Source organism: Streptomyces sp. Xyl84 (assembly GCF_059731885.1).
This window is the reverse complement of sequence record NZ_AP029183.1, coordinates 1027021-1048500: the sequence shown is the minus strand read 5'-3', so window position 1 is coordinate 1048500 and position 21480 is coordinate 1027021. Positions and strand designations below refer to the sequence as shown.

The 21480-nt window shown below is 70.5% G+C and carries 17 protein-coding genes; 9 read left to right on the top strand and 8 right to left on the bottom strand.

Going from position 1 to position 21480, the window contains the following annotated elements:
* Positions 1–189: 189 nt before the first annotated feature.
* The gene (locus AC6I72_RS36185) at positions 190–1131 is read left to right on the top strand and encodes an alpha/beta fold hydrolase (RefSeq protein ID WP_498005865.1); all 942 of its coding nucleotides are present in this window, start codon (positions 190–192) and stop codon (positions 1129–1131) included.
* 52 nt (positions 1132–1183) lie between these two features.
* Positions 1184–1429, top strand: a complete 246-nt coding sequence (locus AC6I72_RS36180; protein ID WP_366725917.1) for a Smr/MutS family protein — start codon at positions 1184–1186, stop codon at positions 1427–1429.
* 31 nt (positions 1430–1460) lie between these two features.
* Here AC6I72_RS36180 and AC6I72_RS36175 read toward each other — a convergent pair whose 3' ends face one another.
* The 3 genes from AC6I72_RS36175 to AC6I72_RS36165 form a co-directional block, all read right to left on the bottom strand.
* Positions 1461–1844 (bottom strand): DUF6009 family protein, encoded by a 384-nt coding sequence (locus AC6I72_RS36175; RefSeq protein ID WP_360969706.1) that lies wholly within the window; start codon positions 1842–1844, stop codon positions 1461–1463.
* A gap of 202 nt (positions 1845–2046) precedes the next feature.
* Positions 2047–3603 (bottom strand): DNA primase family protein, encoded by a 1557-nt coding sequence (locus AC6I72_RS36170; RefSeq protein WP_498005864.1) that lies wholly within the window; start codon positions 3601–3603, stop codon positions 2047–2049.
* Entirely contained in the window at positions 3600–4706 is a 1107-nt protein-coding gene (locus AC6I72_RS36165; protein WP_498005862.1) for a bifunctional DNA primase/polymerase, read from the bottom strand. The genes AC6I72_RS36170 and AC6I72_RS36165 overlap by 4 nt, the downstream gene beginning before the upstream one ends.
* A gap of 1023 nt (positions 4707–5729) precedes the next feature.
* Here AC6I72_RS36165 and AC6I72_RS36160 point away from each other — a divergent pair.
* The 5 genes from AC6I72_RS36160 (at position 5730) to AC6I72_RS36140 (ending at position 10916) form a co-directional block, all read left to right on the top strand.
* A complete protein-coding gene (locus tag AC6I72_RS36160; protein WP_498005860.1) occupies positions 5730–6563 on the top strand; it encodes a hypothetical protein in 834 nt (277 codons plus the stop codon).
* 186 nt (positions 6564–6749) lie between these two features.
* Positions 6750–8003, top strand: coding sequence for a ParA family protein (locus tag AC6I72_RS36155; RefSeq protein ID WP_498005859.1), 1254 nt, complete (start codon positions 6750–6752; stop codon positions 8001–8003).
* Positions 8000–9268 carry a ParB/RepB/Spo0J family partition protein gene (locus tag AC6I72_RS36150; protein WP_498005857.1) on the top strand — a complete coding sequence of 423 codons (1269 nt, stop codon included), beginning with the start codon at positions 8000–8002 and terminating at the stop codon, positions 9266–9268. Before AC6I72_RS36155 ends, AC6I72_RS36150 begins: the two co-directional genes overlap by 4 nt.
* A gap of 887 nt (positions 9269–10155) precedes the next feature.
* A complete protein-coding gene (locus AC6I72_RS36145) occupies positions 10156–10608 on the top strand; it encodes a MarR family transcriptional regulator (RefSeq protein ID WP_037863325.1) in 453 nt (150 codons plus the stop codon).
* Positions 10605–10916 (top strand): cyclic nucleotide-binding domain-containing protein, encoded by a 312-nt coding sequence (locus AC6I72_RS36140; RefSeq protein WP_018569291.1) that lies wholly within the window; start codon positions 10605–10607, stop codon positions 10914–10916. Before AC6I72_RS36145 ends, AC6I72_RS36140 begins: the two co-directional genes overlap by 4 nt.
* A 334-nt stretch (positions 10917–11250) precedes the next feature.
* Here AC6I72_RS36140 and AC6I72_RS36135 read toward each other — a convergent pair whose 3' ends face one another.
* The 4 genes from AC6I72_RS36135 to AC6I72_RS36120 form a co-directional block, all read right to left on the bottom strand.
* On the bottom strand, positions 11251–11451 hold the full coding sequence (locus tag AC6I72_RS36135; protein WP_037863297.1) for a cold-shock protein: 201 nt from the start codon (positions 11449–11451) through the stop codon (positions 11251–11253).
* Positions 11452–11617: 166 nt separating this feature from the next.
* The gene (locus AC6I72_RS36130) at positions 11618–12574 is read right to left on the bottom strand and encodes an LAETG motif-containing sortase-dependent surface protein (protein WP_498005854.1); all 957 of its coding nucleotides are present in this window, start codon (positions 12572–12574) and stop codon (positions 11618–11620) included.
* Positions 12575–12789: 215 nt separating this feature from the next.
* The gene (locus tag AC6I72_RS36125) at positions 12790–13800 is read right to left on the bottom strand and encodes a helix-turn-helix domain-containing protein (protein WP_498005852.1); all 1011 of its coding nucleotides are present in this window, start codon (positions 13798–13800) and stop codon (positions 12790–12792) included.
* A gap of 155 nt (positions 13801–13955) precedes the next feature.
* The gene (locus AC6I72_RS36120) at positions 13956–17822 is read right to left on the bottom strand and encodes a S8 family peptidase (protein ID WP_498005851.1); all 3867 of its coding nucleotides are present in this window, start codon (positions 17820–17822) and stop codon (positions 13956–13958) included.
* A 369-nt stretch (positions 17823–18191) separates the two neighbouring features.
* Here AC6I72_RS36120 and msrA point away from each other — a divergent pair, with 369 nt between their 5' ends.
* Positions 18192–18704 carry a peptide-methionine (S)-S-oxide reductase MsrA gene (gene msrA, locus AC6I72_RS36115; RefSeq protein ID WP_498005849.1) on the top strand — a complete coding sequence of 171 codons (513 nt, stop codon included), beginning with the start codon at positions 18192–18194 and terminating at the stop codon, positions 18702–18704.
* 114 nt (positions 18705–18818) lie between these two features.
* Here the strand turns inward: msrA and AC6I72_RS36110 are convergent, their stop codons facing one another.
* Positions 18819–20228, bottom strand: a complete 1410-nt coding sequence (locus AC6I72_RS36110) for an FAD-binding oxidoreductase (RefSeq protein ID WP_498005847.1) — start codon at positions 20226–20228, stop codon at positions 18819–18821.
* Between the two features lie 246 nt (positions 20229–20474).
* On the opposite strand from AC6I72_RS36110, the gene AC6I72_RS36105 reads away from it, so the two are divergent.
* Entirely contained in the window at positions 20475–21467 is a 993-nt protein-coding gene (locus tag AC6I72_RS36105) for an NAD(P)-dependent oxidoreductase (RefSeq protein WP_498005845.1), read from the top strand.
* Positions 21468–21480: the final 13 nt, after the last annotated feature.

Genomic DNA, 21480 nt, shown 5'->3' with positions numbered 1-21480 from the left:
GCACACCCCGCACTTGATCCTTGCCCCCCTGCCCCTGCCCCTATTACGGCGTAATAGCTCCGCCCCGACTCCGTCCGCCCTGCCTTGCGTCTCGACGTGACGTGGATCACAGTCGCGTCATCGAACTTTCGACCACCCCCTGCGTCGTGTCGGTGTCAGCACACACCCTCACTCGATGCGGAGAACCTCATGAGCATCACCACCGGTTCGAACCAGGCCCAGGACGCCGGCTCCGGCCCGCTCTCCCCCGGCACCCACTCCTTCGAGGTGGGCGGCCTCACCCAGCGCTACCACGTGTACGGCAGCGGTCCGGTGGTCCTCGCCCATCCCGGCGGGCCCGGCATCCACTGGGAGTACCTGCGGATGCCCGCGCTGGAGGAGCACCTGACCATGGTGTACGTCGAACCGATCGGTACCGGTGAGTCCGGCCGCCTCCCCTCACACCCGCACGGCTACACCCGGGACCGCTACAGCCGCTTCCTGGAAGTCCTGATCAACCGCCTGGACGTGCCCGAGGTCCATCTGCTCGGTCACTCGCACGGCGCGTTCGTCGCCGCCTATCACGCGCTGCACCGCGCACAGCGGCTCGCGGGTGTCGTCCTGTACGAGGGGGCGCCGGTCACCGGACCCGAGCACGGCGCGGAGGCGGGCCGCATGGTGGAGCAGTTCGCCGCCCGGCACGCCGGTCACCCTGGACTGCCGGACGTCCTGGCCGCTTTCGGTGCGATGTCCGGTATGGCCACCGACGAGGACACCGTGGCGGTGGCCCGGGGCGTACTGCCCTCGTACTTCGCCCACTACTGGGAGAACGAGGAGCAGCTGGCCCCCTTCCGGGACGCGATACGGGCCACGTTCATCTCGGGGCTGGACGAGGACCTCTCCCCCGACGTCATCGACGACCGCGTCGCCCTGAAGGAACTGGCGGTGCCCGCGCTGGTCGTGGTGGGGCGGCACGACGTCATCTGCGGTCTGCGCTGGGGCCGGGAACTGGACGACCTGATCCCCGACTCGCGGCTGCTCGTCCTCGAGGAGAGCGGTCACATGGGACACATCGAGGAACCCGAGCGGTTCACGGAGGCGGTGCTCGCCTTCGTGCGGGAGACGGCGGGTGACGAGGCCCGTAGCCTGTAGGGCCGACACCCACCGCTGCCGACACGTGCCGCCGCCCGGAGGAGGGCTCCCGATGATGACGCTCGACCTGCACCCGGTGTTCCGCAACAACCGGGACATCGAACTCGCGATGCGTCAATTCCTCTTCCGGGCCTCGCACGCCGGCGTCCCGGTCGCGGAGATCATCCCCGGCAAGGGGTCCGGGCGGCTCCGGGCCCGGGTGCTGGCCTTCCTGGACCAGCAGCACATCCGCAAGCTCTACGTCCGCCGCGAGGTCGACGCGGGGAACTCCGGCCGCGTCCTCGTGTACTTCTCCTGAGCCGGCGGTCCGCCGCGTCCGGAGCGGCGGCTCAGGGAGCCGATGTCGCTATCGGCAGCGAACCGCACTGCGACCGGGGCGTCTTCGCGCCCGGCTTCTTCGGCGCGATGGTGCGGGGGTCGACGGCCTCGCCGGGGGCCCCCTCACGGTAGAGGCCGTCGGGCAGGCTGTCCCGGTCGTGCGGCAGCAGGAAGAACACCCGGCGCTTGTACAGACCGCTGTCGGGGTCGGGCGAGGCCTGCTCGTCGAGCAGCGCGTAGCCCACCATGCGCCCGTCGCGGGCGTAGGGCGGCTTGGTGTTGCGGCGCTTGGTCTTGTCCAGCGCCTGGCGGACATAGTCCAGCTTTTCGGGGTTCTCCAGCCACACCACCTCTTCCTCGTGGATGAGGTCGCTCTCGGTCAGTAGCGAGCTCATGGCTGCAGCCCCTCCTTCGTCGGCGTGCTCCCCACCAAGGGGGACGTGGCCAGGCATGTGAACATGTCGCTCCGGCCCGCGCTCCGGCCAGCGGCGGGGCCTCCGGTGGGAGCCACCGCATGCGGGACCTGCCCTCCATCGTAGAGCGCCCGCGGGGCCAGGTGCAGGCCGACCGCTGAGTACGACCGAACTCCGGGCGGCCTCACGGGTGCTCCAGCAGAGCGATGCCGGGGTAGTACTTGCGTCCGTTCGACTTGATCATGTCGGCGGGCGAGGCCACTCCGACCTCCTGGCGGACCCGGTTGGCGAAGGCCCTCGGCGTCGCGGGCCTGATCCCCTCCCCCGCGTTGCACCAGGAGCTGTACTCGGTGTACAGCAGGCCCTGCTCGACCCGCAGATCCCGTCCGGCCTCGCCGTCCCGGGTGCAGCACTCGGCGAGGAAGCGGCCGATGTGGTCCTCGGTGGTGGCGTAGGCGGTGGTGGCGATGCGGACGCGATCGGGGCCTTCCAGCGGGTCGCGGGTGGCCAGGTAGCGCTGGGCGCCCTCGATGAGCCAGTGCAGGATGCCGGGGCCCTCGTCCCGTACGAGTTCGAAGGCGAGGTTGTCGATCCTGCGTTCGGCCGGGACGGTCCGGGTGAAGGGCAGCAGGCGGATGCGGCGCCAGAAGGCGAAACCGCCCGTGGAGACCTCCGGGCGGTGGTTGCCCAGCAGCCACAGGTGGTGGGTGGGCGTGAAGGAGAAGTAGTCCTGCCGCATCCGGCGTGCCTTGATCTTGTCGCCGCCGGTCAGCAGCCGCACCCGGGCCTCGTCGAACTTGTCGTTCGGCTTCAGTTCGCTGCACACCACCAGTCGGCGGCCGTGCAGTTCGGTCAGCTCCGTCGAGTGCTCCGAGAACGCCCCCCGGTCCATCAGGAAGCCGGGCGGGGCGGCGTCCGCGTAGTCGCCCAGGATCTGGATCATGATGTCCAGCAGGACGGACTTGCCGTTCTTGCCCTCGCCGTGCAGGAACGGGAGCACCTGGGCACCCACGTCACCGGTGATCGAGTAGCCCAGCAGCAGGTGCAGGAAGTCGATCATCTCCTCACCCTCGGGATCGCTGCCGAAGGTGTCCGCGAGGAAGCGGTGCCAGCGAGGGGTCTCCATGCGCTGCGGGGCCACGCTCGTCGCCCGGGAGTGGAAGTCCCGGGTGGGGTCGGCCTTGCGCAGGTGGCCGTTGTGCAGGTCGACCACGCCCGCCGGCGTGCACAGGGCGTACGGGTCGCCGTCGAGGGAGTCCGGGTCCACCGACAGGTCGGGAGACGCCTTCGCCTGGGTGAGCAGCGCCTTCATGCCGGTGGTGGACAGGGTGCGGCGCTTGTGCTGGGCGATCTCACGGTTGCTGAAGACGCCGCGCGGGTCGGTGTCCGGCATCTCCTCCGCCATCTCCCCCGCCGCCCACAGCGCGGCCTTCTCGCCGCCCGTGCGCTTCCAGCGGTAGCCGTCCCAGGCGAACCAGCCCAGTCCTTCCACGTGCCGGAACTGGTCGCGGTGCATCTGCACGAAGAGCCGCGCGTTTCCCCGGTCCGACAGCGACGGCGGCAGGGACGGCGTTCCGAAGGCTCCTGGCGGCGGGAGCGGGGACACCCCTGAGACGGCCTCCGGGGCCGTCTGCGCGGGCAGCAGCGCAGCTCCGGCCGGGGCGGCCGCTTCCAGGTCGAGCATCTGCTGAGCGGCAGCCTGGGGGTCGAAGCGCGGTGAGCTTCCGGCACTGCTGCTCATGGACGTCCTTTGAGGTGGAGAGGGCGGGCGGACCCAACGGCAAGGGCGTCGTCGACGATCGTTTCGTTCCTGGCCTGCTGCCAGGGGCGGGCGTACTGGGCGACCCTGACGAGCCGGTCCCGGACGGCCGTGTGTTCGAGGTGCCCGGCACCCACCAGCCCTCCCGCGGTGTAGGCCGCCCGGTTGAGCTTCTCCGTGAAGCTCGTCCCCTCGTGCGCCGCGGCGCACCCGGCGACCTGCTGGATCAGCGGATCGAGGATCCGCAGCGCACCGGCCTCCCCGCGGACCGTCCGCACGCCCGTGAGAGGGGCTGTAGGGGCTTCTGAGGCGTTTGTGGGCCGTGGGGAAGGAGAATCCTCACCCGGGGGGCTGGAAGGCGCGCAGGAGGCCGTGACGGGCCTCGGAGCCACCACATGTCCGGTGCGGGCCAGTTCGTCCCTGAGCCAGTCCGGCAGGGGCGCCGGGAGCCGGGCCGCGCCTTCGGCCCGGTAGACGCCTTTCGGTGTCCGCGTACCGGGCGCCACGATGTAGCCCCCGTCGGCACGGACGTCGACCTGCCAGGCGAGCGCCGCGTTCCGCCCGGACCCGGTGGAGCAGCGGAACCGTGTGTCGGGGTCGGGGTTGAGGTACCAGACGTGCAGACCCCCGGAAGGCGTGCGCACCCGGAGCGTCGTCTCGTCCGAGGCGGGGTCGGGGGCGCCCCGGTAGGCGGCCAGCAGCGCGAGCGTGTCAAAACCTGAAGCCAGCCCGGCGAGGCTCACCTGTTCCGGGATGAGGATGCCGGGCAGCAGCCGTGACCGGTCGGCCACCGGGGCCGCGTGGGCGTCGATGTCGATGACGACCAGCTGCGCGGGGGCACAGGCGACGCCGACCCCCGCCGAGGGCTTCTCGCTCCACCAGCGGTCGATGCGGTCCAGGTCGGTGGTGGCCGCGTGGAAGCCGTGGCAGGGACGGCCGGCGGGCAGGCAGGGGCAGTCGGCGGGGTCGTGCCGGTGCACGCGGCAGTCCGGGCAGTTCCCGGCGGGCGTCTTGCGTCCGGGGGCCAGGGGGTGGACCGGCCAGCCCTGGGCGGCACACCACCGTGCGACGGCATGCGGAGCCACGGGCCCGACTCGGGCTGCACTTTCGCGGTTCTCACCTTCGCGCGGCACGGGGATCGTCCTCGTCACGTCTCGTCGTTCGCTCACTGCACGGGCACCTGGCTGGCAGTGACGCGCCATCAGGGACCGAAGGGACTCTAGTGCGAAAGAGAGTCTAGAGCTCATCGTCCGAAAAGTGGGTCTGTTCTGGGCCGCGTGCCGTTTCTATCAGTTTTCCTGGTCCCTTGAGTCCCTGGGTCCCTCCTGTGGTGAGTCTTCGGTGCGCACCGGCCGGCGTCGGTCCCTGTGCCGGGGAGGGATCCGGTCCCTCCGGGCAGGGCAGGGACCAGCCGGTCTCCCACCCTAGGGGCTGAAGGGACTGATGATTGTCATATAAGCCAGGACCCAGCGACGGGCTTTTCAGGGCGCCCACAGGGTCCGAAGCACTCCAGGGACCAGAACCGAGGGGCCGACAGGGTCCCGGGACCCTGTTGAGTCCCTGAGCATTTTCGCAGGTCAGAGGCGTGTGGCCAGCAAAAGAGGGACTGTAGGGACTGAACTCGGCAATTATGAGCTGTACAAGAACATGGGTTACATACGCGCCCGCGTATACGTATTACATGTCTTGTCTACGTCATAATTGCGACTTTCAGTCCCTACAGTCCCTCCTGGGAGGGGTAGAACGCCCCTGACCTGCGAAAACGTCAGGGACTGAAGCGCAGGGACCAAGAGGGACCGGCACTGCTTCAGACCCTTCCCCCTGGTCTCTCCCCCGTTCGGTCCCTCCGCAGGCCTGCCCCTGGCACCGTTCCTGCTCCTGTCCGCATCCCGGAACGTCCTCAGAGCGGTGAACCTTTCAGTCCCTGCGCTCGTCTTCCCGTTGTGAGTCCCTCCCGTCCCTGACACCTGGCAGGGACCCGGAGAGCCCCTGCCATGACCCGGGCTATTACGCCGTAATAGCCCGCGAGGGGGGCCCTTGGTCCCTGGAGCAAGCCCTGTTCTGTTTCACATTCTGTGAATCGATGGGGGAGAGGGCACAATCCGTCCATGGCGAAGCGCGTACGTAAGCCGACCAGACCCACAAAACCCCTGGTCAAGCCCCCTGTACGGATCGGGTCCCTGGACGCGGCCATGCTGGTCGGCGAGCTGCGGCAGCTCCACGAGAACGCCGAGGACCCCGATGTGGAACGCATGCCGGCCGACGACGAGCTGTACGGAGCGCTTCTCTACGCGGAGAAGCACACCGATGCCCTGCGGGGCCAGTCCCTGGACGTGAGGCGGGACGCGGCCCTGAAGCGGGTCCGGTTGTGGGAGTACCTGAAGGAGCAGAGCGAACTCCATCAGGTACGGGCCGTGGACGATGCCCGGGAGGCGGGCGCGCACTGGGAGCAGTTGGCGCCCGCCCTGGCGGTCAACGCCCCGAGCGCGGCGTACAACAAGGCGAAGAGGCTCAGGGCGAGCACGCTCACCGACGAGACCCCGGCGGCCCGACCGGTACGCCGGACACCGGAGGCGGTACTCCAGGCCGAGCGGCGGCTTGCCCTGGAGCAGGCCGCCGAACGCCGGGCCCAGGAGGAGGCGGAGAAACGGCACGCCCTCCTCGTCCCTGTCGCGGGCCGACTTCTGGAACAGCGCGACGGTCTGGTGCTCGGCGAGGACGCGGACTACTGGTTCGAGGAGATCGAGGCGGTTCTCCCGCACTGCCGTACCCCGCTCCAGATGGTGAGCCTCAACCGCTACCTGGACGCGGCCGTCCGCGCTCTCGCCAAGCAGGAGCAGCAGACGGCCAGACCCGTGGCGCTCACCGATGAGGCCCGTCTCGCCCTGGGCGCGGCTGCCGAGTTCCTGAAGGCGGCGAAGCCTGAACCTATTACGCCGTAATAGGTTCAGGGCGAGGACCATGCGCGGAGAAGGGCCAGAGGGGGTGCCCCCCTCCCTGTGCACCGGCCTGCCTATTACGCCGTAATAGGCAGGAGGGGCCCGGGTCGGGGAGCTGACACATCACCAAGTCGCACTAACTAACGTGTCGATGCTGCAGTTGATCAAGGACGTTAGTAAGGTAGCGCCATGAGTACGCCAGCCACCTCGAACGACCGAGCGAAGGTCGTCTCCAAACTGCCGGGATGGCTCCGGCAGAACCTCAAGGTAAGAACCGCGCAGCTCGGCATCGAGATCCAGACCGCTGTCGAGCAGGGCATCGCCGCCTGGTGCGGCCTTGCCTCGGCGACCGCCTCGGTGGACACCGCTGGAGCCGAGTCCTTCTCCACCTTCCTTCCTCCCGGGCAGTGGGAGGAGTTCCGGGGCATCGCGGAGGACCGCCGCGTCTCCCTCATCCAGGGACTCGCCCAGTCCGTTCAGCTCTGGCTCGACACCAATCCGGCTCCCGATGTGCAGCGTCCGGACATCACCCGCCGCATCGTCGTCTGCAACCAGAAGGGCGGGGTGGGCAAGACGGCCATCACCGCCGGTGTGGGTGAGGCCCTGTCAGAGGACTCCAACCGCCTGTATCCCGTACGGGTCGCCAAGGCCCTGGCCACCGCTCTCCGGGCCGGCGACGAGGACGGCGGCCCGGGCGACCCGCTCGACATCGAGAAGCTCCCCGGCCGCGGCCTCCGTGTCCTGCTGGTGGACTTCGACCCCCAGTGCCACCTCACCAACCAACTGGGCGCAGCACCCCTGCCGATGAACGGTGACAGCCTCACCAACCACATGGCCGGGGATCCCAAGGGCGAACTGCGGGACCTGATCGTCTCCATCGACGAGGACCATTTCGGCGGTCGGCTGCACCTCCTGCCCGCCTGTCACGACGCCTTCCTGCTGGACGTGCGGCTCTCCGCCGTGCGCGCCCGTGAGGCCGCCCTCGAGCGTGCCCTCACTCCGCTGGAAGCCGATTACGACGTGATCCTCGTCGACTGCCCGCCGAGCCTCGGGCTCAGCATGGACGCGGCGGCCTACTACGGGCGCCGCCGCGACGGAGAGCGTCCCGGCCAGTCCGGTGCCCTCATCGTCGTCCAGGCGGAGGACAGCTCCGCCGACGCCTACGACCTGCTGACCAACCAGATCGAGGACCTCCGCAACGACCTCGGTCTCGACATCGACTACCTGGGGATCGTCGTCAACCTCTACGACGGCCGCCGTGGCTACATCGCCACCTCCTCCCTTCAGGGCTGGATCGACATAAAGGATCCGCGGGTCGTCGGTCTCATCAGCGACCTGAAGGAACAGAAGGAAGCAGTGCGCATGAAGCAGCCCTTGCTCAGTTACGCCCCTTCCTCGCAACAGGCCATCGGCATGCGGGCCCTGGCCCGGGAGATCTCATGAGCAAGGCCGATCAGCTCGGAGCGGGGCGCTTCGGAGGAAGCGCCCGGCCGGTCAGCGCCCGACGCGCCGCGATCGGTGCCGCCACCGGCGTCCCCACGGAAGGGGTCGCCCCGCCCACCCGCCTGCCCGTCGCACGCATCAGCCCCAATCCCGAGAACCCCCGCACCACACTCGGTGATCTCACCGAACTCGCGGGCAGTCTCAGGGAACACGGCCAGAAGCAGGCCATCACGGTCATGAACCGCGATGCCTACCTGAAGGCGAACCCGGACCGCGAGAAGGACCTGGACCCTGACACGACGCATGTCGTCGTCGACGGCAGCAGCCGCCTCGCCGCCGCGCGGGAGGCCGGCCTCACCCATCTCCATGTGATGGTCGACGACGAGCAGGGGAGCGACGGTGACGCCATCCTCGAATCCGCACTCGTCGCCAACATCCACCGCAACGACCTGGACCCGCTCGACGAGGCCCGCGCCCTGCAACGGCTCCTCGCCATCCATGGTTCGCAGGTCAAGCTCGCCAAGCGGCTGCGCAAGTCCCAGGGCTGGGTGTCACAGCGTCTCGCCCTGCTGAACCTGTCCCCGCAGCTTCAGGCGGCGGTCGGCTCGGAACCCGTCGAACTGCTCCGAGCCGTGGCCAAGGAACCCCAGGAGCGGCAGGAGGCCGCCCTGGAGGAACTGAAGGCCGAGCGGCTCCGCAAGGAAGCGGACCGCAAAACGGCAGCCGCCGCCGCGATGGCCCCGCCGCCCGTCGTGGACCCGGCCCTTGCCGGGGAGACGGACGAGGAGCCGGAGCCGTACGAGGCGGGGCAGGCGGAGGATTTCGAGAAGCAGGACGAGTCCGGAGCGGCCAAATCGGTCGCAGCAACCGACCGGATGGCTCCTGAGTCCGGAGAGCCGGAACCGGCCGAGGAGGAGCCGGAGGAATCCCTGGATTCGGCCGGGCAGGTCGAGTCCGTACAGCGGAGCGAGTCGCTGGAGGCCTGGGAGTCCGAGGAATCCAGGGAGTCCGCGGCTTCGGTTGCCGTACGGTCCACTCCCGCCCCGGAGACCGTCCCCGAGCCCCGGTCGAACCGGACTTCCGTCGCCGATCAGGACCTCGCCGACGCGGGCGGCTCCGCGGCCCGCCGACTGCCTTACGACAACGGCGCCTTCCTCGCCATGCACCTCATCCGCAAGATGAGCGTCACGGAGTTCGACCGGATGCTGGTCATCCTCAACAAGCATCAGCAGGAACGGCAGGAGTCTCCCAGCAGCACCCGCTGACAGCCCACACCGTCACCACAGGCCGTCCCCCTATTACGCCGTAATAGGGGGACGGCCTTATTACGGCGTAATAGGGGAAGGGAGGGGAGAGGAAGGGAGGAGAGGGGGCGGAGGCGAGACCGCAGCTCTCACAGAGCGACTCTCAGGCGAGGCCTCTGAGGGAGGAGGCTCTTGGGCGGGAACTCTTGGGAGGGGGCTCTCCTCGCATCGCCAACAGCGGCTGACGTCACCGGGGTCCGGGTGCGTCGGCCTGTGCGGGACCGTCAGGGGGAGTTCTTTCCCAGGCGTGGCTGAGCCGGGTGGGGGGTTGCTGGAGGCACACGCGCGCCTGAGTCGTCGGGCGCGGGCGCGTAGTGGCTGACTTTCCGTGGTACAGGAACAGTGGGGTCCGCGTCGGTGTCGGAGAGGGCAGGCAGGCGGAGGGCCCACGGTGGGTTGGACGAAGTAAGAGAGCGCCCTCTGCCGAAACCGCCTCTGACCTGCGTAAACGCCCGGCCGGACCAAGATCCTCAGAACTGGCAGGCAGTTCGGCCGATCGTTATGGGCGGTCGAGGGAACCGGGCACCCGGTTCCCTCGGACTGATCACCCAGATTCCTTGATCTGTCACCGCTGTTCGTCGATCTGTCACCCGGTTCCCAGGAACTGCCAGTACGTCTGAGGGAACTGGGCACCGCTGTTCCAGAACAGCGGCAGATTGACGTCACGTACATGTCTGGGCAGGACGAGAGCCATGGGGTGGACCGGCGGTGCCCTGTGTGGAGGACAAGCGACACGGTCGACGAGCGGAGTTGATTGACTTCCTGCTCATGTACGTTAGGTTCATATGGTCGGCCTGCGGGTCGCCCTGGATGAACAGCGCATCAATGCCCCACGCATGGAGGGCCTGTTGGGAGCAGTACGCAGACTGGTCGACGCCGACACCGGCGAGCCGGTCCCTTACGCGCCTTATGCCTTCTCCGGCAGGCATACACAAGTGGACAAGGCGCGAGTGGAGGCCATCACCGAGTCAAAGGCCTTCACGCCCAGTCAGAAGTTCCTCGTTCTGTGGTGGATCGGTGTGTCGCCCGAGGGTATGGAGCCACTGAGGGCCACGGGAGCGGACATCGCCAAGCGGGTGGGGATGTCGACGGACGCGGTCGGGAAGATCAACAGAAAGCTGGCCAAGCATCGGGTTCTGATCGTCCGAGGACGCATCGGCAACTACAACTTCTACCGCATCAGCCCGTACATTGCCTTCCATGGAACAGGGCTGGAGCAGCGTGAAGCGGTGAGGACGTGCAATCCGCCGGACATCCCGGGCTTCGACGAGAACACTCCAGCACGGTGGGAGGCAAAGTGACCAGTGACGACAAGCAGCAGAACCTCAAGCTGCTTGAGGCAACGGCCGGCATGACCGCCAACCAGCGTCTCGTCGTCATGCTGTACGCCCTGCACCCGACGGACCGCTCCGGTGCCGTACTGGAGACCGCGGCGCAGCTGGCCCAGCTGGTGGGGATGGCGCCGCCCGTGTTCTCGCGGACGCGCAAGCAGGTGATCGGTCTGGGGTGGCTGGAGGAGACCGAGAAGATCGGTCACATCAAGTACTACCGGATCGTTCCGGGCCGGCTGGGGGAGCGGGTCGTCGTTCCGCTCCGCCGCGCGACCTGATCCTGTTCCGCTCGGCCGGAGAAACGGACCGGCTGGGAGAGGACCGGCCGGAAGAGGACCGGTCCCTCGGAAAAGCAGGCCCTCCGGGAAGGCCGGCCCCTCGGGGAACCGGCCGACCGGCGAGCACGTCCGGCAAGCGGGCCGTCCCCGGAAGCAGAAGACTCCAGGAAACAGAAGACGTCCTGCGGATCGTCCCTCATTGACGTGATGTACATGAGGTGCGATCCGCAGGACGTCTTTCCTGCTGTCTGGTCAATGTCCCGCAGCTTGTTCGATCTGTTCGATTCTTCGCTCAGAACGATTCTGCGGGACAGAGCCCTGTGCGCGCGAACGGTCAGCCGCGGACGATGTTCTCTGCCTGCGGGCCCTTCTGGCCCTGGGTGACGTCAAAAGTGACGTGCTCGCCCTCGACCAGCTCGCGGTAGCCGTTGCCCGCGATGTTGGAGTAGTGCGCGAAGACGTCAGGTCCACCGTCCTGGGCGATGAAACCGAAGCCCTTTTCGGAGTTGAACCACTTCACGGTGCCGCTTGCCATGTACTTTCCTTCGTCTAAGCCGAGACCCAGCCAACCTTGCCTGTGGCGGGCCCGCTCGGGCGGGAACGTTTCGGCCGCAGCCCGGTTCCGCCTTTGCCGTTCACCATGGTAAGTCGGAACCACGATTCACACGAGACTTCACCTGGCTGCGGAAACGTGTGTCTCGTCAGCCCTTCTGAGCTGCCCGCCGCCGCCGTGCGACCACGAATGCACCGGCGCCCACCGCCACCAGAGCCGCGGCTCCCGCTGTGAGCGGCACGGTGTTGCTGCTGCCCGTCTCGGCGAGAGGGGTGGACGAATCACTCGACTGACTCGGCCGGGCGGTAACCGGTACGGCCGCGGCCGGGGAGGTGGAGGAGGATGCGGGCGGAGTGGACGGCGCCGAGGCCGACGGGGTGGGGGTGCCCGGGGCCGAGGGCTGGGACGCGGTGGGCGTCGGAGTCGCGGGCGGGGTCGTCCCGGTCGGCGGCGTCGACTCGGCGGGCGGGGTCGAGGCCGAGGTCGAGGGGGAGGGGACGGTGGGCGGTGTGGAGGGAGTCTCCGGGACCTGGCACACGGTGCTCCCGCCCTGCCAGGCCGCGATGAGGTTGCCGGTGAACACCGGGTGGTTGGGGCCCTCCGGCAGATCGGCGGTCTTTCCGTCGTGCTTGACGTCGCCGCGGTAGAGGTCGATCTGGGTGAAGCAGTCCTTGCCGGGCGCCGTGATGGCCAGCTGACCGGTCGCCCCGTGCGAGACCTTGACGGTGTCGAAGTCGAGGAACTCCTGCTTGCCGGAGGTCTGCCAGGTCGGGCCGTGGGTCAGGTAGGCGGCGAGGGACACCGTGCAGCTGTCCCACTTGCCCGCGCGGACGCCGATGTGCAGCTTGCCGTCGGCGCCGGAGGCCAGGCTGAGCTTGCGCGCCTCGCTGCTCGGCAGCCAGTCGTGGCCGTTCACGGAGAACTGGCAGGGGGAGTCCACCCGGCTGCCGGCCGCATTCGGGTTGGGGTGGAAAGCGCCCTGCTGGGTGACGGAGGACTGCGGGCTCGCCGCGTACGCGCTGAAGGTGCTGCCGGCGGAGACGATGAGCACGGCCGCGGTCGTGCTCAGCACTGACCCCAGCGCGAAATGGCGGGCTCTTGACATGGCAGGTTTCCATTTCTGGTCGCAACTCACACCCGTGAAAGCCGTGACGCGGGTCCAGGTGTGAGCTGTGGTGGCCTGGTCGTGTGGGGGCGGCCGATCGTGGCCACAACACACGTTTCACCATATGGATGTCAAGTCCGTACGGTCGGTGCTCCTTTGGGCGGACTCTTTGTGCTGCTCAGAGGCGAGGCGGACCGTCCAGGGAGATATGTGTTTCACAGCCACTCACGCCGGGCGGCCTGCCAGGCGAGCTGCATCCGTGTCTCCGCGCCGGCGCGTTCCATCAGACCCTGGATGCGGCGCTGGACGGTCCTCCGGCTCAGGCCCAGGTGCGAGGCGATCGCCTTGTCGGCCACTCCCGCGACGAGCAGCGACAGCAGTTTGCTGTCCGTCGGTGACAGCCGGGCGCGGGTGTCCGCGTCCTCGGTGCTCAGGACCGGGGAGGAGCCGTCGGTGTCCGTCAGGTGCAGGGGGACGGCGTTCTCCCAGTAGCTTTCGAACAGGGCGACGAGGGCGCTGAGCAGGTTGCTGTCGCGCACCAGTGCGGTGGTCGGCTCGTCGGGGCTGCCGTGGGGGCCGCCGGGGACGAGGGGGAAGAGGGCGACCGAGCGGTCGGCGATGGCCAGGCGCAGCGGGAGGGTCGGGACGGAGCGTGCTTCCTCGCCGGCCCGCATCCCCATGGCAACGTTGTCCACGGCGCCCTCGTCGTCGAAGAAGGCCTGCTCGTACAGGACGCGGTAGCGCACGCCCCGGGCCAGGGCCTCGTACTCCTCCGCGTTGCTGCCGGACGGCATGGCCACGTACTGGGCCTTGCAGAACCAGAGCATCTCCGTGCGCGTGTGGGTCTGGATCTGTCTCAGGTGCTGGCGCAGCGCCTCGGCGCCGGTGATGACTTCGAGCAGTTGCCCGGCGTCGTGGCGGCGTACGGTGTCGCGGTGTGTCTCGATCAGGCGGGCGGCCTCCGTCCGGGCGAGGTCGAGGGCTTCGGCGTTCTTCTTGATGCGCGGGAGCAGGGCCACGTCCGGCGGCACGGCCCGGTACAGCCGGGGGGAGCCGTCGGTGGGGACGGCCAGCCCCATGGCGACCAGGGTGTCGAGGATCCGCGCGCTCTCGGTGTGCGGCAGTGCGGTGCGCCGGGCGATGTCGTCGACCGTGGCCCGGCCGGACATGACGAGCAGGCGGTAGACGGATTCCTGCACTGGTGAGACTCCAGCGGCTTCCAGCATCCCGCACGTCCTCCCCGCTTGCCGTGGGTGCTGGTTGAAGACTGTAAGGCAAGGGGGGAGGGGGATGATCGTCGTGAAGAGGGGTGAACAGGGACGGAAGGGCGAGCGGCCGGATCACCGCTCGCCCTTCCGTTCACCGGACTGTGCCTGAACCCCTACCGGTGCTCGGCCCAGGCGCGTCGGACGGTCTGCTGGACGCGGTTGCCCGAGGCGTCCTCGGCCGTGACGCGGAGGGTGACGTACGAGGTGCCGTGGCCCCCGGTCCGGGCGACGCCGGCCCGGAAGGTGTTGCCGGTGCGGTGGCCGGGGCGGGCCGTGCGCCAGGTGCGTCCGTCGTCGTTCGAGGTCTCGACCCGGACGGTGACGCCGCGCGGGGCGGCGGCGCCGTCCTGGGCGCGGACGGTGACACCGACGTCGTACGGCCCCGGGGCCGTGACGGTGTTCCGCGCGTCGACCGGGACGTCGTAGTCGAGTTGCAGCAGGGAGAGCGGGACGGCCTGCTCGGTGTGGCGCGAGCGGAACGACCACGAGGTGCTGGTGGCGGTGGCGTAGCGCCAGGTGGAGGAGGTGCGCGAGGTGGTCATGTCCAGGCGGTAGTCGGCCTGGTCCGCGGGGACTTCGGCGTCCACCCAGGCGGTGCCCAGGTCGGCGTACTTCTTCCCGTTCCGGTACAGCACCGCCGTGGCGGTGTCGCCCGTGGGTGCCTGCCGGGTCCCGGAGAGGCCGCCGATGTCTCCGCCGCCGTCCACGAGCCGCGACCAGTGACCGGGCTGGGAGTCCGTGAACTCGGGGATCCACAGGTGCAGTACGTCGCCCGTCCGGACCGTCGGAGTCGTGGTGCCGGCCGGGATCGACGGGCGGACCACCGCACCCTGCCAGGTCTCCGTGGACCGGGTGCCCGCCCGGTAGGTGCGCGGATCGTCGCGCAGGCCCACGGCCAGCGTCTGGTCGGGGTCGAAGGCCGTGGTGTGGTGCACCAGGTGCTGCCAGACGGTGTCACCGGCGCTGACGTACTCGGTGCGGGTGAAGCCGGTGGGCACGTAGCGGTTGTACTGGTTCCAGGCCGTCCGCTGGTACGGGCGCCGGGCGAAGCGCTGTTCGGAGATCCAGCCGGTGCCGCCGGTGTCCGCGTAGGTGGTGCGGACGGCCGCGCTGGTGCGGTCGGAGACGGTGTGGACGACGTGGCGCGGGATGCCCCGCTCGCTGACCTGCACCACGTCGTACAGGTACGGGCTGCGGGCGGTGCCGTGGAAGGTCATCCGCTCGGTGTGCCGGTGGATGAGGCCCAGCAGCCGGGCCCCGGCGGTGGCGCCGATGCGGACGGTGGGCACGGCCCAGCGGTCGCCGTCCGGCCGCCAGCGGGTCCAGGCGATGTCCGAGGAGTCGACCAGGAGGACGGCCTTGGCGCCCGCCGCCGCGGCCTGCGCGATGACGGTGGGTTCGCTCGCGCCCGTGGTGTTGGTGAGGACGGCGATGCGCCCCCGGGCCCGGCCGAACGCGGGGGCCGCCGCGTCCCCGGCGTCCACCGCGGTCAGGGCGGCGCCGCGCTCGTCGAACAGCGGGGAGGCGGGCATGTAGTAGGCGTCCAGCGTGCCGGGCATCCCGGCGGCCCGTGCCTCCAGCAGGGGGGCGACGAGCTGCCAGCGCGAGGAGAACTCGAACGTGCCGTCCTGGACCGGGGGAGTGGGGCTGACGTAGACGCGCTTGGCGATGTCGAAGTACATCGTGCCCTGGGTGAGGCTGCGGCCGTCGATCTCGCGGTACGTCTGGAAGCTGATCGCGCCGCGCTGCTCGGCGGGCTTCGGGGTGCGGATCTGCACGGGTGTGGTCGCGCGGGCGTCCACGGTGACGGTGGTGTCCTTGGTGACCTTCACCTCGGGGAGCACCACGGCGCGCATCTCCTCGCCGTCGTGCGCGCGGACCGTGAAGGTCTCACTGACCTGGTACGTGCCTTCCTCCACCTCGGCGACCGCGTGCTCGAAGTCGGTGTAGGGAACGAAGCCGCCGGGGCCCCAGATGACCGGCTGGAGGGGGACGCGGTCGCCCTTCTCGTCGTACGACACCACCGTGAGGCGGTGCACGGGGCCGTGCACGGCGAGGTCGAGGGTGGTGTGGACGCCGGCGGCGCCGGCCGCGGTGCCGGTGACGTAGCCGTAGTACGTGCCCCGGGGGATCTGCGCGGGGCGCACGGTCAGGGGGACGTCGGCGGTGGCGTGCGCGGGCACGCGCACCGAGGACGCCAGACCGAGCGCGGCGGACGGTACGGCCCGGCCGTGGACGTCGGTCAGGTGCGCGGCGAGGGCGAGGGTGACGTCCGTGCCGGAGCTGTTGGTGTAGTGCAGGGTGGTGGTGCGGGGGCCGTCCCCGGGCTGGAAGGACCCGAGGCTGAGGCCGCCCGTGGCGGTGACGGAGCCCAGGGCCGCAGCGGCGGCGTCGATGCGTCCGCCGCCCTGTTCGGTGGTCTTCTGCCCCTCGATGGTGCGGGCGGTGCTGACCAGGGCGTCCTTGATCTGCGTGCCGGTCCAGCCGGGGTGCCGCTGGGCGACGAGGGCGGCGGCACCGGCCACGTGCGGGGTGGCCATCGAGGTACCGGAGGCGGCCGTGTAGTACCGGTCCACCGGGTCTCCCATGGTGGTGCCCGACGCGCGGGCCGCCACGATGCCGACGCCGGGCGCGGTCACGTCCGGTTTGACGGCGCCGTCACCGGCCCGGGGGCCGCGGCTGGAGAAGCCGGCCAGCGAGTCGTCGCGGTCCACGGCGCCGACGGTGAGGGCGGCGTCGGCGGCGCCCGGGGAGCCCACGGTGATCTCGCCGTTCTGCCCGCTGTTGCCCGCCGCGGCCACGAACAACGTGCCGGTGGTACGGCTCAGTTCGTTCAGCGCCAGGCTCATCGCGTCCGTGCCGTCACTGGCCTGGTCCGATCCAAGGCTCATGTTGACGACCTTGGCGCCCCGGGCCGCGGCCCACTCCATGCCGGCGATCACCTGGGACTCGGTGCCGAACCCGTCGTCACCGAGGACCTTGCCGATCAGCAGGTCGGCCGCGGGCGCGACGCCCTTGCGGGTGCCGCCGGAGGCCGCGCCGCTCCCGCCGACGATCGAGGCGACGTGCGTGCCGTGGCCGAACACGTCGCCGGTGCCCGAACTGCCGGAGAAGTCCTCGGCCTCGGTGATCCGCCCGGCCAGGTCGGGGTGGGTCCGGTCCGCGCCGGTGTCGAGCACGGCGACCTTGACGCCGTCGCCGCGGTCGCCCTTCTGCCAGACGGCCGGGGCGTTGATCTGGGCGGTGCTGCGGTCGAGTACGGCGTGGACGCGGCCGTCCAGCCACACGCGGGGGACGGCGGTGAGCGCGGAGGAGGTCCGCGACTTCCCGTCCGCCGGGGCCAGTTGCTCCCAGAAGCGGCCCAGGTCGCTCTGTGCGACGCGCACGGCGCGGGCGTGGATGCTGGCGAGGGTGCGGGTGGGGGCGGGCCGCGGGGAGCCCCCGGTGGCCGCGGACCCGGAGCCCGCTGATTTCGACGTACCCGGCTTCGCTGCCTTCGCTGCCTTCGCTGACTTCTCGGCGAACGCGGCGAGTCTGTGTTCGGCCGGGGCCGCCGCGCCGCCGGAGGCGCTGACCAGCAGGGGGAGGGCGTCGGTGTGGGCGGTGTCGTACTTCTGCGCGAGGAGCGCGGTGATGTCGAACAGGGACCTGTCCAGCCGTCCCGCCATGACGAGGGGCTGGGCGTCGGACGGCAACACCGAGATGTGACCGCCCTGTTCGAACGTCTGGAAGACGATGCCCTCGCGCCCGGGGCCCGGCCGCACGGTGGCGGTCTGGTGGCCGTCCGGTCCTCTCGCCACGGTGACGGTGTCACCCGTGACCAGGCGGACCGTGGCCGCGCCGTTCGCGGATGCTGCTGCCGGGTGCGCCCGTGGTGTGGCCGCCGGCTGCGGGCCGGGTGCGGCCGTCACCGGCGTCACGGCGCCGGCGGCCAGGGCGAGGCCCGCGGCGGTCGCCGCCATCAGGCGGATCTGTCTCATCGGTGCCATGCCTTCCCTCGTGGGCTGAGCGGAGTTCACCCGCTGGACAGAATCCGATGGCTGTGAGGCGGCTGTCACCGGCCTGCCCTGGCACAGGTGGGACATGTCGCAACGGCGACAGAGCCGCGGCACCCTCGGAGTCCCAAGTCACCCCCTTGACTGGTGACGTAGTCGTCTGTCATGATGACGTCACCATCTGAACGGGTGACATCGAGGTCGAAGGGTCATCCGGGAAGGAGGCTCGACCGCCGCACACCCCCTGCACGCCACCGCACCACCATCGCGCCGATCCGTCGGCGGTGTGAGCGGACGGGGGCCATGTGCGAGGCTGTTCGACAAGAAGAGATGCGGAAAGAAAGGCGAGATGTCATGACAGACGTCGAGGAGAGGGCCCTGCTGGCCGGGGGCTGCTTCTGGGGCATGCAGGAGCTGATCCGGAATCTCCCGGGCGTGCTCGGCACACGCGTCGGATACAGCGGGGGCGAGCTGGCGAACCCGACCTACCGCCGCCACGACGGCCACGCGGAGTCGATCGAGATCACCTTCGATCCGGCCGCGACCGACTACCGCACGCTGCTGGAGTTCTTCTTCCAGATCCACGACCCGACCACGAAGAACCGCCAGGGCAACGACATCGGCGACAGCTACCGCTCCGCCATCTTCTACCTGGACGACGAGCAGCGGCGGATCGCCGAGGACACCATCGCCGACGTGAACGCGTCGGGGCTGTGGCCCGGACCGGTGGTGACCGAGGTCGTGCCCGCCGGTCCCTTCTGGGAGGCCGAGCCGGAACACCAGGACTACCTCCAGCGCTACCCGGACGGCTACACCTGCCACTTCCCGCGGCCCAACTGGCGGCTGCCGCGGCGCGCGGAGGCCTGACCAGCCTGAGCAGGCGCCGGTCCTGGCGCCGGAGCCGCCCGGAGCGAGGTGAACCCGGCCCGGGCACGGTCCGCGCCCGGCCGGGAGCCGCCTCGCGGCCGGCGGGCCGCCGGCCTACGCGGGCCGGACGTTGTGGTTGAGGCGGAACATGTTCTCCGGGTCGTAGCGGCGCTTGACCGCCGCCAGCCGGTCGTACCGCTGTCCTCCGAACAGCCGGCGCACGTCCGCCTCCTCCCGCGCCGCCTGTGGGGACAGGAAGTTCATGATGCTCCGGTCGTCGCCCCACGCGGCCATCTTCCGGGCGTACGCGGCGAGATGCCCGGTCATCCGTCCGGCCCCGGCCGGCCCGGCCGCACCCACGGCGAACGTCACGAACGGAATGCCCCGCGACGGCACCGAGTTGGGGACCGGCGGTTCCCGGTCCAGAGCCCCGCCGAGGGCGCGTATCTCGACGGTGCCGAGCGGGCAGCCGGAGTCCGGGCCGGTGAGTTCCGCGTACGCGGCGAGGGTGTCGGCGGTCAGCTCCCGCAGTCCCACGGTGGTCTCCGTGACGTACGCGGCCCGCACCGGGTCCACATGGATGGCGCCCACCTCCTCGTGCGGCCGCTCCGCGAGGGTGTCCAGCAGGAGCGGTGCCGCGGCCCGCAACGGGGCGACCAGGTGCTCGCCCTCGGCGGCCGGTCCGAGATGCCCGACACGCACGTGCAGGACGAACGCGCCGCGCAGCACGGGCGGCAGGTCGGGCAGCGGCGGCAGACGCTGCACGGCGACGGAGGTCGTGGTGCGCTCGTCCAGCCCTTCGAGCCGGCTCCGCCACACACCCAGCACGTGGGCCATGTCCTCGCCGCGGAACCAGAGTCCGCCGCCGAAGAAGCGGCGCACGGGGAAGACGCCGAACTCCATGCGGGTGACCACGCCGAAGTTGCCCTTGCAGCCCAGGAGCGCCCAGAACAGGTCGGGTTCGCCGCCCGGCGTGACCTCCCGGACGGTGCCGTCCGCCGTGACGACCTCCATCCGGCGCACGTGGTCGGCGGCGTACCCGTACCTGCGGCTCAGCAGCGGGCCGATGCCGCCGCCCAGGGTGTAGCCGATCACTCCGACGCCCGGGGCCGAACCGCAGGCGGGCGCGAGCCCGTGCCGGCCCGTTTCGGGCAGGACGTGGTCCCAGCGGGCGCCGGGGCCCACGGTGACGGTGCGGCGCTCGGCGTCCACGACGACGTCGGGCATGCGGCGCAGGGTGATCAGCAGCCAGTCGCCGGTGGCCGGGAGGACCGGCTGGTGTCCGGCGTTGCGCACCGCGACGGGCATGCCGTGCCGCGCCGCGAACCGTACGGCGGCGACCACGTCCTCGGTGCGCGTCGCGCAGACGACGACCGACGGCCGGGGCACGTGCAGCAGGTTGTGACCGGCGCACTCGGTCGCGTAGGCCGCGTCGTCGGGTGTGAGCACCGGGCCCGCGACGGCGGCCCGCAGGGCGGAGAGGCCGGCGGCGGGGGCTTGCCGTCCAGGCGCTGTGTGGTTCACGTCGATTCCTCGTGGGCGATGTCCTCGTGGGTGAGCGCACCCACGTTCCCCCCTGGTGGGTACACGCGGCGGCACAGCGGCGGGGTTCACGCAGGGCCCGACAAGTGATGTGCCGTACCTCACGTGAACTTTCGGCCGACTTGCACACGTTGGCGAAATGAGTACATGCACACGTGTTCTCACGGACGTGACCGGAGGGTTCCGCGCCCGTGCGGCGCGGCGGGACGCGGAAGAGGCTGAGGCACGATGAACGACGGCAAGACGGTGTGGCTCCCGTACCGGCCGGAACGGGTTCCCCGCCTGCCGGACGGGCTCTCCTACCGCTACTGGGACGGTTCCGCCTCGCTGCCCGGCGACCCGCGTGAGGTGAGCTTCCTGGTCGGGCCCCCGGCGACCGGGTCGGAACGCGTCTTCGCCCACCTGCTGCCGCGGGCGGTCAACGTCGAGGTCGTCCAGCTCCTCAGCTCCGGCTACGACCACATGGTGCCGCTGCTCGACCTGCTGCCGGCCGGGGCCCGGCTGGCGACCGCCCGCGGAGTGCAGGGCGAGCCCACCGCGGAACTGGCCGTCACCCTGCTGCTGGCCCTCGCCCGCGGCCTCGGCCACTACGCGCGCCGGCCGGCGGCCCGGGAACGGCACCCGGTCACCGGCACCACGCTGGCCGGCAAGCGGGTCGTGGTGGTCGGCTACGGCGCCGTGGGCGCGGCCGTGGCGGCACGGCTCGGCGCGTTCGGCTGCGAGGTCGTCCTGGTGGCCAGGACGGCGCGGACGACCCCCGCGGGCCGCGTGCACGGCGCGGCACAACTGCCCGCGCTGCTGCCCACGGCCGACGCCGTGGTGCTGTGCGCCCCGCTGACCGAGGCCACGCGCGGCATGTTCGGCGCGGCACAGCTGGCGCTGCTGAAGGACGGCGCCCTGCTGGTGAACGTCGCCCGCGGGGAACTGCTGGACACCGCCGCCGCGGTCCGCGAGGTGCGCGGCGGCCGGCTGCGGCTCGCCCTGGACGTGACCGATCCCGAGCCGCTGCCCGAGGGGCATCCCCTGTGGGACCTGCCCGGCGTCCTGATCACTCCGCACGTGGCGGCCTTCACCGACGCGTTCCCGCAGCTCAGCATGGACTTCCTGCGGCGGCAGCTGCACCGGTTCGCGCGCGGCGCGGAACTGGACAACGTCGTCCACACGGCGGCGTACGCACACGAGCACCAGCGCGCGCACGAGGCCGGTGAGCGGGTTGCCTGAGCGGGGGACGACC